Raw genomic sequence first — 15,865 nt, 5'->3', positions numbered from 1 at the left:
CTCAGCCGACCTTTCCGGCGATCTCATCGGCGAATTGCGACAGCGATCCGTCCAGCCCCTCGATGATCTCGTCCAGATGCGCGTCGGTCAAGATCAACGGCGGACAAACCAGGATGTGATCGCCCTCGACCCCGTCGCGGGTGCGGCGGGAATAGACGATCAGCCCCTTGCCATACGCGATATCGACCAGCCGCTGATAGGCGTTCAAGCCCTTTGGCAGCGGCGTCTTGCTGTCCCGGTCGGCCATCAGTTCAAAGGCGGTCAGCAATCCCTTGCCGCGCACGTCACCGATGATCGCGTGTTTCTGCATCAGCCCGTGCAGCCGGGCCTGCAACCGCGCGCCCATCCGGGCGGCGTTGGCACAAAGATCCTGCGCCTCGATCTCTTCGACGACGGCAAGGCCCGCGGCACAGGCCAAGGGATTGCCCGCATAGGTATAGCCATGCGCGAACCCGCCCGCGTCCAGCACCGGTTCGACCAGCCGTTCGTCGACGATCATCGCGCCCAGCGGCACATAGCCCGCGCCAAGCCCCTTGGACATCACGATGATATCGGGACGGGCATTCCAATGATCCGATCCCAGGAACCGACCCGTCCGCCCGGCTCCGGTCATCACCTCGTCGGCGATCATCAGGATACCGTAGCGGTCGCAGATCTCGCGGATGCGTTCCATATAGCCCACAGGCGGCACCAGCGCCCCGGTCGAGGCACCGCCCACCGGCTCGACGATAAAGGCTGCCACGGTCTCGGGGCCTTCGGCCTCGATCTTTGCGGCCAGCATGTCGGCATAGTGATGGCCGGTCTCGGGAACCTCCGGGTCCAGCCCATCCAGATAGGCGCGCGGCGCGGGGATCTTGGGCATCTGCCGCAGCATCGGCTCGAACGGCGCGCTGAGCGGCGCATACCCGGTCACCGCCAGCGCCCCAAGCGTGCTGCCATGATACGAGGGTCGGCGCGAGATCACCTTCCACCGGCTGCCCTGCCCGGTGGCGTTCATGTATTGCCGGGCCAGTTTGAGCGCGCTTTCAACCGCCTCGGACCCGCCCGAGACAAAGAACACCTTGTTCAACCCCTCGGGCGCCAGCCCCGCCAGTTTCGAGGCCAGTTTCTCCGAGGCCTCGGTCTCGAAATGCAGCCGGTAGCCAAAGGTGGATTTCTCCATCTGGCGCTGCATCGCGGCCAGCACGTTCGGATTGGAATGGCCGATATTGCAGACCATCGCGCCCGAGGAGCCATCCAGATAGCGGTTGCCGTCCTGGTCCCACATATAGACGCCGCGCGCCTGGTCCAGCACCGGCTTGCGGCCGCGCCCCTGATAGAAAAGATGCGACATCTCACGCCCCTCGCAGCGCCGCGCAATCCTGCGGGCGGAAACCGACGGTCACCGTGCTGCCCTCGGCAAAGGGGCGCTCGTCGATCATGTTGATTGCCTGTAACTGCGTTTCGCCCAGCCGCACGAAATACCGTACGGTCTGACCCTGGTAATCGACCGTCTCGACCGTGGCCGGCGCCGTGATCAGCCCCGACAGATCCGCCCTTTCATCATAGAGCGTCAGTCGTTCGGCCCTGAGCACCAGCTTGGCTGGACCCGAAGCGACCCCAACCGCACGGGCCGTTGGAACCGGAACCTTGCCGAACAGCGGCACCTCCAACGTGACACCCTGCGCGTCTGCGCCAAGGGATGTCCCGGCCAGGATATTGGAGGCCCCCAGAAAGCGGGCCACAAATTCACTTGCAGGTGTGTTGTAGACCTCGGACGGGGAGCCGACCTGTTCGACCCTCCCCGCGCTCATCACCACGATCCTGTCGGACATCGCCAGCGCCTCGGACTGGTCATGCGTCACGAACACCGTGGTGACCCCGATCTGATGCTGGATACGTTTCAGTTCGACCCGCATATCCTCGCGTAGATTGGCATCGAGCGCCGAGAGCGGCTCGTCAAGCAGCAGCACCTCGGGTTCGATCACGATGGCGCGGGCCAGCGCGATACGCTGCTGCTGGCCGCCAGACAGCTCCTTGGGATAGCGGTTGCCGACATCGGGCAATTGCACCAGATCAAGCGCCGCCTGAACCTTGGCCGCGATATCCGCCCTGGGCACATCGCGGTATCTCAACCCGAACGCAACGTTGTCGGCCACGGTCTTGTGTGGAAACAGCGCATAGTTCTGGAACACGATCCCCAGATTGCGCTTGTGGATCGGCACGTCGTTGATGCGCCGCCCGCCGATCAGGATCTCGCCCTCGGTCGGGTCCAGCAATCCCGCGATCATGCGCAGATTGGTTGTCTTGCCACAGCCGGACGGGCCAAGCAGCGTGACAAAGGCGCCCTCGGGTATGTCGAGATCGGTGGGGTGCACCGCCGTGAATTCGCCGAAACGCTTCACGATCTTGTTGAGGGTGACGGAACTCACGGGACCATTCTCCGGATCAGGGGGATGTTCCCCGGGACGCCTTGCCCCGGGGAACGGATTTGGCTCAATAGCCTTTCTGGACGCGACCGAAGGTCTTGGACCATTCCGCCTCATGCCCGTTCCAATAGTCCGGATCGGCAAAGGTCAGGCCCGCCAGCGTGCCGGTCGGGTCAAAGGCCGGCAGCGTCGGGATCTTGTCACCCAGATCGACCTTGTTCGGGTCAAGCGCGGTGGGATAGTTCTGCCCCTCGGCCACCGCGATCGAGGTCTCGGGCGCCAGCATGAAGTTCAGGAGTTCCTCGCAGGCCTCCATCGGCGAGCCCTTGATCACGAACAGGCATTCCTGCCAACCGAATCCGTTGGGCGGATCCATGTAGCCGATGTCGTGGCCCTGTTCCTGCAACGCATAGATGCGGCCCGACCAGCCTTCGGTCACATAGATCTCTTCCTCAGCAAGCAGGCTCATCAACTCGGCCCCCGAAGTCCAGTATTTCAGCGCCAGGTCGCGATGCGCGCGCACCGCGTCCCATGCGGCGTCTTCGTCGGTCACACCGTTCGGATCCTGTCCGGTCTGCAACGCGGCGTACCACATGCGGGTGCGCCAGTCGCTCCAACCACCGATCTTGCCCTTGAGGCTGTCGTCGATGAGGATCTTGGCGCCCATCTCCTTCATCCGGTCATCGCTGATATGTTTGCGGTTATAGGCCAGACCGGTGGTGCCATAGTCATAGGGCACGCAGGACAGCTTGCCCCCGGTGACACCCCGGAACACATCGACCAGCTTGGGGATGACGAATTCGAGGTTGGGGATATTGGCCTCGTTCAACTCCGAGGTCAGTCCCAGCCCATGATAGCGCGCGTAATCGAACACGCCGGACAGGTGGGCGATGTTGTATTCGCCCGGCTGGCTGGCCTTGACCCGGCTCAGATATTCGTCGCCGCCACCAAAGGTGCCATCGACCACCTTGATGCCGGTCTTGGCAGTGTAGGGATCAAAGGCGTGCTTGCGGAACGCCTCGGACACCACGCCGCCCCAGCCATCGAACCGCACCTGTTCGGTGGCCGCATGGGCATAACGGGCAAAGGGCGTTTGCACGCCATAGGCCAGGCCAGCGGCACCGATCAGCCCCAGAAAGCCGCGCCTGTCGATATCGCCGTTCATATAGCGCTCGCGCAGACGCTCATAGCGGGTGGTATTGTCCATTTTCCTGGTCATGTCTCTCTCCTTATCGGTATGTCGTTGATCTCAAGCGGCTTTCAGCTGCCGCTCTTCTTGGCCAATTGCCGAGCGATGGCCGCCCCCAGCAGGGGCAGACCAACAGTCATGACAATCATCACGGTGCCAAGCGCGTTGATCTCGGGCGAGATCGAGTTGCGCAGCATGGCAAAAATTTGGGTGGGAACGGTCTCGACACCGCCGGGCTTCCAGAACAGGGTGCCGGTGATGTCGTCGAAACTGATGGTAAAGGCAAAGAGGCCACCGGCCAGCACCGCCGGCATCATCAGCGGCAGGGTGATCTGAAAGAAGGTCTGGACCGGGGTCGCGCCCAGGCTCATCGCGGCCTCTTCCACGTCGCGCTTGATCCCCATGAGCCGCGCCTGCACCACCAGGATCACGAAGGGCAGCGTAAAGATGACGTGACCGAACAGCAGCAGGCCAAAGCTCTTGTTGACGCCCAGAAAGTTGAGGAACAACAGCAGCGCCACCGCCAGCACCACCTCGGGCACCAGGATGGGCGCGATCAGCAGGGTCGAGATGGCATTGGCGCCGGGCACCTTGTAGCGCACCAGCGCCAGGCTGGCCAGAACGCCCAGCGTGGTCGAGATCAGCGCCGTCAACAGCCCCAGCACCACCGAGGTACGAAAGGCGCGCAGAATGGCATCGTTGTTCCACAATTCGACGAACCAGCGCACCGAGACGCCGGTCATCGGGAAGCTGCCGAATTGCGAGGCGTTGAAACTGAGCAAAACGACCACAGCCACCGGCAAGAACATGAAGATGTAGACGCCGATCGACCACGCACGGATAAGCTGCCACCCCATCAACCCAACCCCTTCATCAGCTGGGCCATTCCCAGATAGCGGTTGTAGATCATCACCAACGCCCCCAGCACCGCCAGCAGCATGAGGCTGAGCGCGGACCCGAGCGGCCAGTTCAGCTGGGTGATGATGGCTTCGAACACCAGATTGGCGAACATCGCGTCGCGCGGCCCACCCAGCACAAGCGGCGTGATATAGGTGCCCGCCCCCAACACGAAACACAGCAGCCCGCCCGCCGCCAAACCCGGCAGCGATAGCGGCAATGTCACCTGAACGAAGGATTGCCATTTCGTGGCGCCCAGCGAGTTGGCCGCATCCTCGAGATTGGTGTCGATCCCCTCAAGGCTGACATAGATGTTGAGCACCATGAAGGGCAGCAGGAAATGCACCAGCCCCAGGATCACGGTGGTCTCGTTATACAGCATCTGGATCGGTTCGCCGATCACCCCCAGCGACAGAAGCACGGAGTTGAGCGCACCCGATACCCCCAGGATATTGATCCAGCTCATCGTGCGGATGATGTAGCTGATCCAGAAAGGCAGCATCAGCAACAACAGCAAAATCGCCTTGTTCCCGCGCGATCTGGCTATGAAATAGGCCGCCGGGTACCCCATCAACGCACAGCAGAACGTGGTGATCGCCGCAATGCGCAGGGTACTGATCAGGATATCCCGGTAAAACCGGTCGGTCAGCGCCTCTTGCCAGTTGTCGAGATAGAACCCGACCTGATCCGCGCCGGTCGCGGTGCGCAGCCAGAAGCTGTAGACCACAATGAACATCAGCGGCACCAGCAGCAGCAAGGTCACCGCCACCAGCGCGGGGGAAAGCAGGATCCAGGGCTGTCTGGCCGCGCGGGTTTCGATGGACATGGGCTTGCCTCGGATGAACACTTGCAAGCACTGTGCAAACCCGGCAACTATAGATCAAATAGATAATAGGTATTCTGACTATAGATGGTTTCTATGACTCGAAACTCGAACCGGCTCGACCCCGAACGCATCGCACGCGAGCTTGACTGGAACCTGCTGCGCACCTTCGTGGTGCTGGCCGAGAGCCATTCGGTCACCGATGCCGCCAACCGGCTGGGCCTGCGGCAACCCTCGGTCTCGGCGGCGCTTAAGAAGCTCGAAGACCGGATCGGCCGCAAGCTTCTGGACCGGTCACCGGGTCACTTCGCGCTGACCGATGCGGGCCGGCTGCTCTATCGCGAGGCGGTTGAAATCAACGGTTCGGTGCTGCGCCTGTCCACGCTGATGCGCGAGTTGACCGATGAGGTGCAGGGCAATGTGCGGATCACCGTGGCCAGCCACGTGGTCTCTCCCCTGCTCGACACGGCGCTGTCGCGGTTTCACGCGGACCACCCCAGCGCAACCTTGTCGATCGAGGTCTATTCCAGCGCCGACGCCATCGCCGAGGTTGCCGCCAAACGCGCCTCTTTCGCCATCTGCCTGGTCAAGGAGCACAACCCGAAGCTGGAATATCAGCGGCTGTTCCGCGAGTTCTTTGGTCTGTTCTGCGGCCCGCCGCACCCGCTGTTCGGCAAGCGCGACCTGACGCTTGCCGATCTGGCCGGACACAGTTCCGTCAGCTTCGAGACCGACCGCCTGCAGGACGTGTTGAAACCGGTGACCGTAATGCGAGCCCAGGCTGAGTTGGGTCAGAAGATCACCGGCGTGTCGAGCCATTTGGAAGAGGTGCGCCGGATGATCGTCGCCGGGCTGGGCATCGGCCCCCTGCCCCTGCATGTGGCCGCGCGCGACGTGCGCGACGGGCAGTTGTGGCAGGTGCCACCCTATGACGGCCTGCCTGCGATCGACGTGCATGTGGTCTGGAATCCGGCAACCGTCAAGAATCGGGCCGAGGAGCTGTTGCTGCAGCGGATCCTGACCGCAATCGAGACCACGCCGATGGATCAGCGCACCTATCGCTAGGCCCGGAACGGCGGCTTGTTGCCTGTTGCCGTCACCGCCATCCGCGAAAAGACGCCCGTTGGCAAAACTACCCGTACAAACGGAAATTTCCCCCTAGTGCCGCCTCTCGTGCCACCCCATCTAGGGCCCATCCAAGTCACGGGAGACCGCAATGAATCGCATTCTCATCCTCGTCGCTCTCGGCGCCATCGGCGCCGGGGCCTATGTCTTTTTTACACAAGGAGACCAGCAGGCCGAAGCGCCGCAAAGCACCGCAGTGACCCCGGCCGAGCCGGTCGCCGAACCGATCGAGCAACCGGCCGCCGAACAGGCCCAAACCGCTGCCGAAACTGCGGCGGAGCAGGCCCGGACCGCCGCCGAACAGGCCGCCGAAGCCGCCGCTCAGGCGGTGGATCAGGCAACCACCGCCGTGACCGAAACCCTCGACCAGGTGGGCGAGGCCGCCAGCCAGGCCGCTGAAGGCGCAAACGATTCCGCCGCTCAGGCTGTGGATCAGGCGACCGAAGCCGCCGCCGAGGCCGCCTCGCAAGCGGCTGAGACCGCCGGCAATGCCGTCGATACCGCCACCGAGGCCGCGACAGGCGCCGCCACCGCTGTCGGCGAACAGGTTGCCGCCGCCCAGACCGGTGCCGCCGAACTGTTCAAGAACTGGCAGGACAACGGCATGCTGAGCCAGTCCGGCTTTGACTATGACACCATGGTCGAGGCGGTCGAGACAAGCGCACTGAACCCGACGGTCAAGACCGGCGTGCTCCAGATCCTGTCCGGCATCGAGGCCGCCCCCGAGACCATCTCGGTCCAGGCGCAGGCCCTGCGCGCCCTGATGGCAAACTGAGCACCGAGACAGCCTGACCGCGCGACGGGCGGGGCCGCAAAGTCGGCTTCGCCCGTTTTCATTTCTGCCCGGAACCCTGCCAAGGCGCCGCGCCGCATTCCCCTGTCTGCCGCCACGTCACGCAAGTGTCGGATTGATCCATACCCGCGCGTATGTATCCTTCATACCCAAGAGTATGTTTTCCGCCGCAGACAGCCGAAGGCACAAGCCCCGTGAGCGATACCACCACCAACAGCCCCAGCCGCAGCGAGCGCTACGAGGAGTTGCTTGACGCCGCCGCCGAATGCTTCCAGAGCCGTGGTTTCGACGCCACCTCGATCGATACGGTGGCGCGGCACCTTGGCGCGACCAAGGGGCGAGTCTATCACTATTTCCCGTCCAAGATGGACCTTTTCAACGCGGTGCGCGACCGGGGCATGGATATCGTGTTCCAAGCCACAGATCCCGGTTATCAGGCCGATCTTCCGGTGCTGGACCGGCTCGAGGCGATGGCGCGCGGCCATGTGCGGGCGATGCTGTTCCACCATTCCTTCATGCTGGTGCTGAAGGACGGGCTGCTGATGCGCCGCTATACCACCACGACCGATTTTCAGAAGGAATCGCTGTCCCAGCATATCGCGCGCCGCGATGCCTATGAGGCGCGGTTCCGCGAATTGCTGGCCAAGGGGCTGGCCGAGGGCAGCCTGCGCGCCGGCCCCGACCCGGCGATCACAATACAGACCTTCATGAGCGCGCTGAACGGGCCGGTCGCCTGGTTCCGCCCCCGCCCCAGCGACACGCCGCAGAAATACGAAGCCATCATCGAAGAGATCGTGCGCTTCGCCATGCAGGGCCTGCGGGCCCATCCCTCCTGACCCTGATCGAGGACGACAATGACAGATATCCCCACCACCATGTTCGCCGTCTTGCAGACCGGCGACGGGTATTCCGGCAAGGCCACCGGCCCGGCCATCGCGGACGCGGCCGACTGGCTGGAGCCGGGCGAGATTGCGGTGCCGCAACCCGGCCCCGGCGAGGCGCTGATCCGGCTACGCATGGCCTCGGTCAACCCCTCGGACCTGCATTTCATCAAGGGCGAATACGGCCAGCCGCGCGTCAAGGGCGCGCCGGCGGGCTTTGAAGGCTGCGGCGACGTGGTCGCGGCGGGCAAGGGCGCCGAAGGACTGGTGGGCCAGCGCGTCGCCTTTGTCGCCGCCAGCTCGGGTGCCTGGGCCGAATATGTGCTGACCAAGGCGCAGATGTGTATTCCACTGCGCCCCGATATCAGTGACGAGGACGGATCGGCGCAGATCGTCAACCCGCTGACCGCCATGGCCATGGTCGATATCGCCCGCTCCGAGGGCGAGGCCTTTGTGGTGTCGGCAGCCACCAGCCAGCTGGGCAAGCTGATGGTGTCGCTGGGACGCGATCTGGGCCTGAAACCCATCGCGCTGGTGCGACGGGCAGAAGCGGTCGAACCGCTCAAGGCATTGGGCGCGGTCGAGGTTCTGGTGACCTCGGACCCCGAACTGGTTCAGAAATTCACCGCCATCAGCCGGGCACTGAAACCGCGTGTGTTCCTGGACGCGGTATCGGACCAGACCTCTGAGCGCATCTTTACAGCCATGCCCAACGGCGCGCGCTGGGTGTCTTATGGCAAGCTAGACGCCGAATTGCCGGTGCTGACCCAGATGGGTCAGCTTATCTTCATGAACAAGCGAATCGAGGGGTTCTGGCTCACCCAGTGGATGATGACCACCCCGCTGGCCGATCAGGCCCGCGTGGTGGCCGAGGTGCAGGCGCGCTTTGCCGACGGACGTTGGAAAACCGATGTGTCGGGGCACCTTCCGCTTCGTGACGTTGTGTCAGGATTGGCCGAAGCTCTGAAAAAGACTGACGGAAAGGTGATGATCACGCCATAGTGAGGACCAAGCCCCTGGCCCGATGCGCGGGCCGGGGCGCTGTAAAGGACGCCGGAAAACCGGCGCAGGGAGGAAAACTTGGATAACGTACAGCTGCTGATCAGCGGGCTGGCGAATGGCTGCGTCTATGGCCTGATCGCGCTTGGCTTCGTGCTGATCTACAAGGCGACCGAGTCCGTGAACTTCGCGCAGGGCGATTTCATGATGCTGGGCGCCTTTGTCACCATCGGGCTGACCAATACCGAATATATGGGCCTGCCGTTCTGGCTGGCGCTGCCGATCTCGATCGGGATCATGGCGGGGCTGGGCTATATGCTCGACCGGCTGGTGATCCGGCGCATGTTCGGCGAAAGCCAGACGGCGGTTGTGATCCTGACCATCGCGCTGGGTTTCGTGATCCGCTTTGCCGCCGGTCTGATCTGGGGTCACGAGCCGCAGACGCTGCAAAACCCGCTGGCGGGCAAGGAGCTGTCGTTCGGCGGTCTGGTCCTGGGGCTCGAGGATGTGGCGGTGATCATCGTCACCCTGGCGCTGACCGGGTCGCTCTACCTGTTCTTCAGCCGCACCAAGCTGGGCCTGGCGATGCAGGGCGCCTCGCAGAACCAGCTGGCCGCTTATTACATGGGCATCCCGGTCAAGCGGGTGCAGGGCTTTATTTGGGCGCTGGCCGGCGCGGTGGCCGCGGTTGCGGGCATCCTGTTTGCCGCAAAGGGTTCGGTCGATCCCTCGACCGGCCTGTTGGGCATCAAGGCCTTTGCCGCCGCCGTGATCGGCGGATTTGGCAGCCTGCCCGGCGCGCTTGCGGGCGGGTTGATCGTCGGTGTCATCGAACCCTTTGCCAGCCGCTATATCGCCGCCGGTTACAGCCAGATCGCGCCTTATGCGCTGCTTGTGGCGGTGCTGGTCTTCCGTCCCCACGGCCTGTTCAGCCAGGTCCGCGTGAAGAAGGTCTGAGATCATGCGCATCGTTTTCAAAACCGACTACATGCAGGATATCCGCCCCTGGAAGGATGGCTATCAGCTGAGCCTCTACATGATCCTGCTGGCCATCGTGGTGGCCGCGCCCTGGCTGCTGGACGCGTTCTACCTGGGCGAGCTGACCAATGTGCTGATCTGGGCCATCGCGGGCATGGGCCTGATGGTGCTGACCGGCCATACCGGTCAGGCCAGCCTGGGCCACGCGGCCTTTCTGGCCTTTGGCTGTTATGCCAATGTCATCCTGCTCGAAGCGGGTGTGCCCTTTATCATCGCCTTTCCGCTGGCCGGGGTGATCACCGGGCTGATCGGCGCCACGGTGGCGATCCCTGCCTTGCGGCTGCACGGCATCTATCTGGCCATCTTCACGCTGGCCCTTTCGATCCTTGTCGACGACATCATCGTGCTGACCGAACCCTGGACCGGCGGCGTCGGCGGCAAGTACATCGCCGGGATCGACCTCTTTGGCCTGACCATCGACCGCTGGGGCACGCCGATGCTGTTCTATTGGCTGGTGCTGGCGGTCACCGTGATCGTAACGCTGGGCTATATCAATCTGCTCCGCTCTCCGCTGGGGCGCAGCTTCATCGCGGTGCGTGACAGCGAGGTATCGGCTCAGGCGATGGGTGTCGATATCGCACGGGCCAAGACCATTTCGTTCGGCCTGTCGTGCATGGTCACCGGCTGGGCGGGCGCTTTCATGGGCCTGTTTGCCGGCGCCTTCAACAACGAGACCTTCAGCGTGGTGATCTCGATCGAGCTGTTGATGATGATCGTGATCGGCGGGCTGGGCTCGATCCACGGGGCCTTTTTCGGCGCTATCGTGATCGGCTTTCTGCCGCAGTTCCTCTCGATCTCCAAGGAATACGTGGGCGCCGTCTTTGGCGGCAGCACCGTGGCCATTCCGGGGCTGGAATTCGGGATCTTCGGCATGATCCTGATCGCCTTCATCCTGCTCGAGCCGATGGGCATCTATGGCCGCTGGCTGAAGATCCGCACCTTCTTCGAGCTGTTCCCCTTCTACCGCAAGGACATGTTCAAGCGGCAGAAATCCTATCTGAAGACGGAGCGCCTGAGATGAGCCTGCTGGAGCTGGAAAACGTCACCCTGAAATTCGGCGGGCTGACGGCGGTGGACAACCTGTCCTTCTCCGTCGAAGAGGGCGAGGTCTTTGCCATCGTCGGCCCCAACGGGGCGGGCAAGTCGACGGTGTTCAACCTGATCTCGCGCTTTTACGACCCCTATGCGGGCCAGATCCGGTTCGACGGGCACAACCTGTTGGAGGTCAAGCCGTCGGGCGTGGCCGCCTATGGAGTGGCGCGCACGTTCCAGAACATCGAACTCTTTGAACATGCCACCGTGTTGCAAAACCTGCTGGTGGGACGCCACCGGCATCGCCGCACCAACCTGTTCTCGGAGATCCTGTTCACCCCCTCGGCGCGGCGACAAGAGATGGAGAACCGCGAGAAAGTGGAGGAGATCATCGACTTTCTCGATCTCCAGGCCTATCGCGACAAGTATATCGCCGGCCTGCCCTATGGCGTGCGCAAGGTGGTCGAGGTGGCCCGCGCGCTGGCCACCGATCCCAAGCTGTTGCTACTGGACGAACCGGCCTCGGGTCTGTCGGTCGAGGAGACCAACGACATGCGCTGGTGGATCGACGATATCCGCCGCCAGATGGGGATTACCGTGCTGATGGTGGAACATGACATGGGGCTGGTCTCGGGCGTGAGCGACCGGGTGCTGGCCATGGCAGACGGGGCGAAGCTGGCGCTGGGCACACCGGCGCAGGTGCAATCCGACCCCGCCGTGATCGAAGCCTATCTGGGGAAGGCCGCATGACCGAGCCCATTCTGAAAATCCGCAATATCGAAAGCTTTTACGGCCCGATCATGGCCATCCGTGGCGTCTCGCTCGAGGTGCGCCCGGGGCAGATCGTCTCGATCCTGGGCGCCAATGGCGCCGGCAAGACCACGCTGATGAAGACCATCTCGGGCGTGATGGATCCCGAAAAGGGCACCATCACGTTTGACGGCGAGGAAATCCAGGGATCGGAACCGCACAAGGTAGTCCAAAAGGGCATCGTGCATGTACCCGAGGGGCGTGAGGTGTTCCCGCTGCTGACGGTGGACGAGAACCTGAGCCTGGGCGCGTATACGGCCACCGACAAGGCGCAGATCGAACACGACCGGGAACTGGTGTTCAGCTATTTCCCGATCCTGAAGGAGCGCCGCAACCAGGAGGCGGGCACGCTGTCGGGCGGGCAACAGCAGATGCTGGCCATTGGCCGGGGTCTGATGGCCAATCCGCGCATCATGCTGCTGGACGAACCTAGCCTGGGCCTGTCGCCCCTGCTGGTGCAAGAGATCTTTGCCATCCTCAAACGGCTCAACGAAGAGCAGAACATGACCATGATGCTGGTCGAACAGAATGCCAGCGCGGCGCTGGAGCTGGCCGATCATGGCTATGTGATGGAGGTCGGGCGCATCGTCATGGACGGTTCGGCGCAATCGCTGATGGCATCCGAGGACATCCAGAACTTCTATCTGGGTGTGCAAGAGGAAGGCGCGCGGGAGAACCGCCGCTGGAAACGCAAGAAAACCTGGCGCTAACGAAAGAGGTGAGCAAGATGGATACACGCACCCTGCCCGCCCAGACCGTGATCAACGGGGTCACGTTCAACGCCACTCCGGGCCAGCGCCCGGTGCTGGTGGACGGCACCACCACGATCTCGGCCCTGTTCCAGAAACGCTGCGCCGAGCTGGGCACCCGCACCGCGCATCGGGAGAAGGATTTCGGCATCTGGAAATCCTATTCCTGGGCCGATTACTGGCAGCACGCCAAATGGATCGGCCTTGCCCTGCGCAAGCTGGGGCTGAAACGCGGCGAGGTCGTCTCGATCCTCAGCGAGGACCGCAAGGAATGGGCCTGGTTCGACATGGGCATTCAGGCCGTCGGCGGCATCGCCTCGGGGGTCTATACCACCGACTCGGCCAGCCAGCTGAAATACCTGATCAACGACAGCGACAGCCGGTTCCTGATCGCCGAGAACGAGGAACAGCTGGACAAGTACCTGCAGATCGAAGGCGAGGTTCCCGGCCTGCTCAACGTCATCATTCTCGAGGATGAGGGGTTGCATGACCTGAACCATCCCCGCTGTTTGATGATCGACAGGCTTTATGAGATCGGCCGCGAGGCGGAGAAGGAAGAGCCGGGCGCGTTCGAGGCCGAGATCGCCCAGATCCGGCCCGAGGATGTGGCGCTGCTGATCTATACCTCGGGCACCACCGGCATGCCCAAGGGCGCGATGCTGACGCACGAGAACATCATGGCCGGGATCGAGGCGGGCGCCCACAGGTTGCCGACCGAGGAGACCGACGAGCAGCTGTGTTTTCTGCCGCTCTGCCACATCCTGGAACGCGACGTGTCGATCTATTTCCCGCTCGCCTCCAAATGCACGGTGAATTTCGCCGAAAGCCCCGAGACGGTGTTTGCCAACCTGCAAGAGGTCTCGCCCGCCACCTTTACCGCGGTACCGCGGGTGTGGGAGAAGATCTATTCCCAGGTGCTGATCCTGGCGCAAGAGGCCACGCCCAGCGGGCGCGCGGCCTTTGGCATGGCGCTGCGGGCAGGCATGAAGCGTGCGCAATACCTGATTGAAAACAAACCGGTTCCCGCCGGTGTGGCCGCCAATTTCTGGCTCTGGGACAGGCTGGTCCTGCGCAACCTGCGCCGGATGCTGGGCATGGACAAGATGCGCCGGGGCGGCACCGGGGCGGCGCCGATCTCGCCCGAGCTGCTGAAATGGTACTGGGCCATCGGCGTGCCGCTGGTCGAAGGCTACGGCATGACCGAAACCGCCGGGATCGCCACCATCAACACGCCTGAGGAAAACCGGATCGGCACCATCGGCAAGGTGGTTCCCGGCATCGAGGTGCGTATCGCCGAGGGGGGCGAGATACAAGTCAAGGGGCTGAATATCTTCAAGGGCTACTGGCGCAACAACGAAAAGACCGCCGAAAGCTTTACCGACGATGGCTGGCTGCGCACGGGCGATATCGGGCGGATGGATGCCGATGGATATGTCACCATCACCGGGCGGCTCAAGGACATCATCATCACCGCCGGGGGCAAGAACATCACCCCCGCCGAAATCGAGAGCCGACTGAAATTCAGCCATTACATCTCCGACGCGGTGATTGTCGGAGACAAGCGCAAGTTCCTGACCTGTCTGATCATGATCGATCAGGAAAACGTCGAGAAATTCGCGCAGGATCGCAAGGTACCGTTTTCGAACTTCGCCTCGCTCTGCGCCGCCAAGGAGGTGCGCGAGCTGATCGCGGCCGAGGTCGCACAGGTGAACAAGGAATTCGCGCGGGTCGAGCAGATCAAGGATTTCCGCCTGATCGACGTGTTGCTGACCGCCGAAGACGATGAGCTGACCGCGACGATGAAACTGAAACGCAGTTTTGTCGAAAAGAAACACGCACATCTCATCGAAGATATGTACAAATAACAACAGGGATATCCAAAGGGAGGAATAACATGAAGAATATGATCAAGGGTCTGCTGGCGGCCACTGCGCTGACCGCGGCAGCAGGTCTGGCCAGCGCCGAAACCCAGGGTGTGACCGATGACGAGGTCGTCATCGGCGCGGTCAACGACCTGAGCGGCATCTTCGCAGCCGTGGGCGTGCCCGCCACCAAGGGCGCCAATGTCTATTTCGACAAGGTCAACGCCGCAGGCGGCGTGCATGGGCGCAAGATCCGCTACGTGGTCGAAGATCACGGCTATCAGATGCCACGCGCGATGCAGGGCTTCAACAAGCTGCTGAACCGCGACAAGGTCTTTGCGATGATGCAGAACCTCGGCACGCCGATGAACCTGGCCGGGTTCAAGCTGATCGATCCGATGGGCATTCCGAACATCGCCCCGCTGTCGGCAGCGCGTCAGATGATCCAGGAACCGATGGGCAACAAGTTCACCTCGTTCTCGAGCTATTTCGACCAGAGCCGGGTGGGCGTGAAATATCTGGCCAGCGCACATGGGGCCAAGAATGTCTGCACCATGTATCTGCCCACCGATTTTGGCAAGGAGATCCTCGAAGGCACCAAGGCCGGGGTCGAGGAAGCGGGTCTGACCTTTGCCGCCGAGACCACCCACAAGCCGGATGAGACCGATTTCGTAGGCTCGCTCAGCAAACTCAAGGAATCGGGCTGCCAGATCGTGACGATCGCTTTGGGCGTACGTCAGGCGATCACCATCGTCGGCACCGCCAAGAAGATGGGCCTGTCCGACATGCAATTCATGGGCACCTCGGCCAGCTTCCTGACCGTGGTGGCGCAGGTTCCCGGCGGCGTGACCGAAGGGTTCTATGCTGCGGCAAGCTGGCAGGACCTGTGGGCGCGTGCAGACGAGCCGGCCCCGAAAGCCTTCATCGAGGAATACAAGGCCGCAACCGGTGAAGACCCGCAAGGCTTTGCCATGCTCGGCTATGCCGCAGCCCAGCAGATGGTCATGGCGCTCGAGGCCGCAGGCCCCGATCTGACCCATGAAAGCTTCATTGCCGCGATGGAATCGCTCGACTATCAGGACGATTTGGTCGGCAACCATATCAACTATGGTCCCGACGATCACCAGGGCGCGGACTCGGTCTATGTTCTCAAGGTCGAGAACGGCGGCTGGGCCAAGGTCCACGAGGAATAAGATCTGAAAAACGCGGGCGTCCGAAGGTTTCGGGCGCCCGTTTTGTGTCCAGCCCCATGATCGGTG

At 62.7% G+C, this 15,865-nt stretch carries 15 protein-coding genes; 10 read left to right on the top strand and 5 right to left on the bottom strand.

What is annotated here, in order from left to right; genetic code table 11:
* Position 1: 1 nt before the first annotated feature.
* The 5 genes from AC2FL1_RS07620 to AC2FL1_RS07600 all read right to left on the bottom strand — a co-directional run bounded on the left by AC2FL1_RS07620 (position 2) and on the right by AC2FL1_RS07600 (position 5,320).
* Positions 2 to 1,333 (bottom strand): aminotransferase family protein, encoded by a 1,332-nt coding sequence (locus tag AC2FL1_RS07620; protein WP_496876498.1) that lies wholly within the window; start codon positions 1,331 to 1,333, stop codon positions 2 to 4.
* Between the two features lies 1 nt (position 1,334).
* Entirely contained in the window at positions 1,335 to 2,411 is a 1,077-nt protein-coding gene (locus AC2FL1_RS07615; protein ID WP_496876497.1) for an ABC transporter ATP-binding protein, read from the bottom strand.
* A 64-nt stretch (positions 2,412 to 2,475) separates the two neighbouring features.
* The gene (locus AC2FL1_RS07610) at positions 2,476 to 3,615 is read right to left on the bottom strand and encodes an ABC transporter substrate-binding protein (RefSeq protein WP_496824296.1); all 1,140 of its coding nucleotides are present in this window, start codon (positions 3,613 to 3,615) and stop codon (positions 2,476 to 2,478) included.
* A gap of 53 nt (positions 3,616 to 3,668) precedes the next feature.
* Complete coding sequence (locus tag AC2FL1_RS07605) at positions 3,669 to 4,454, bottom strand: ABC transporter permease (RefSeq protein WP_496876496.1); 786 nt, start codon at positions 4,452 to 4,454, stop codon at positions 3,669 to 3,671.
* Entirely contained in the window at positions 4,454 to 5,320 is an 867-nt protein-coding gene (locus tag AC2FL1_RS07600) for an ABC transporter permease (protein WP_496823498.1), read from the bottom strand. The genes AC2FL1_RS07605 and AC2FL1_RS07600 overlap by 1 nt, the downstream gene beginning before the upstream one ends.
* 93 nt (positions 5,321 to 5,413) lie before the next feature.
* On the opposite strand from AC2FL1_RS07600, the gene AC2FL1_RS07595 reads away from it, so the two are divergent.
* The 10 genes from AC2FL1_RS07595 (at position 5,414) to AC2FL1_RS07550 (ending at position 15,799) form a co-directional block, all read left to right on the top strand.
* The gene (locus tag AC2FL1_RS07595; protein ID WP_496876495.1) at positions 5,414 to 6,382 is read left to right on the top strand and encodes a LysR family transcriptional regulator; all 969 of its coding nucleotides are present in this window, start codon (positions 5,414 to 5,416) and stop codon (positions 6,380 to 6,382) included.
* Between the two features lie 151 nt (positions 6,383 to 6,533).
* Complete coding sequence (locus AC2FL1_RS07590) at positions 6,534 to 7,217, top strand: hypothetical protein (protein WP_496876494.1); 684 nt, start codon at positions 6,534 to 6,536, stop codon at positions 7,215 to 7,217.
* Between the two features lie 212 nt (positions 7,218 to 7,429).
* Positions 7,430 to 8,071 (top strand): TetR/AcrR family transcriptional regulator, encoded by a 642-nt coding sequence (locus tag AC2FL1_RS07585; protein WP_496876493.1) that lies wholly within the window; start codon positions 7,430 to 7,432, stop codon positions 8,069 to 8,071.
* A gap of 18 nt (positions 8,072 to 8,089) precedes the next feature.
* Complete coding sequence (locus AC2FL1_RS07580; protein WP_496823491.1) at positions 8,090 to 9,118, top strand: zinc-binding dehydrogenase; 1,029 nt, start codon at positions 8,090 to 8,092, stop codon at positions 9,116 to 9,118.
* Between the two features lie 78 nt (positions 9,119 to 9,196).
* Positions 9,197 to 10,072 (top strand): branched-chain amino acid ABC transporter permease, encoded by an 876-nt coding sequence (locus AC2FL1_RS07575; protein WP_496823489.1) that lies wholly within the window; start codon positions 9,197 to 9,199, stop codon positions 10,070 to 10,072.
* Positions 10,073 to 10,076: 4 nt separating this feature from the next.
* Positions 10,077 to 11,174 (top strand): branched-chain amino acid ABC transporter permease, encoded by a 1,098-nt coding sequence (locus AC2FL1_RS07570; protein ID WP_496876492.1) that lies wholly within the window; start codon positions 10,077 to 10,079, stop codon positions 11,172 to 11,174.
* Positions 11,171 to 11,935 (top strand): ABC transporter ATP-binding protein, encoded by a 765-nt coding sequence (locus tag AC2FL1_RS07565; protein WP_234136653.1) that lies wholly within the window; start codon positions 11,171 to 11,173, stop codon positions 11,933 to 11,935. Before AC2FL1_RS07570 ends, AC2FL1_RS07565 begins: the two co-directional genes overlap by 4 nt.
* Complete coding sequence (locus tag AC2FL1_RS07560) at positions 11,932 to 12,705, top strand: ABC transporter ATP-binding protein (RefSeq protein WP_496823485.1); 774 nt, start codon at positions 11,932 to 11,934, stop codon at positions 12,703 to 12,705. The genes AC2FL1_RS07565 and AC2FL1_RS07560 overlap by 4 nt, the downstream gene beginning before the upstream one ends.
* A gap of 17 nt (positions 12,706 to 12,722) precedes the next feature.
* The gene (locus AC2FL1_RS07555; RefSeq protein ID WP_496876491.1) at positions 12,723 to 14,609 is read left to right on the top strand and encodes an AMP-dependent synthetase/ligase; all 1,887 of its coding nucleotides are present in this window, start codon (positions 12,723 to 12,725) and stop codon (positions 14,607 to 14,609) included.
* Positions 14,610 to 14,638: 29 nt separating this feature from the next.
* Positions 14,639 to 15,799: an ABC transporter substrate-binding protein gene (locus AC2FL1_RS07550; protein ID WP_496823481.1), complete on the top strand. Its 1,161-nt coding sequence runs from the start codon at positions 14,639 to 14,641 to the stop codon at positions 15,797 to 15,799.
* The last annotated feature ends 66 nt before the right edge of the window (positions 15,800 to 15,865 follow it).

The sequence above is a fragment of the Ruegeria sp. YKSF070 genome (assembly GCF_059612725.1).
This window is presented reverse-complemented; position numbering and strand designations above follow the sequence as displayed.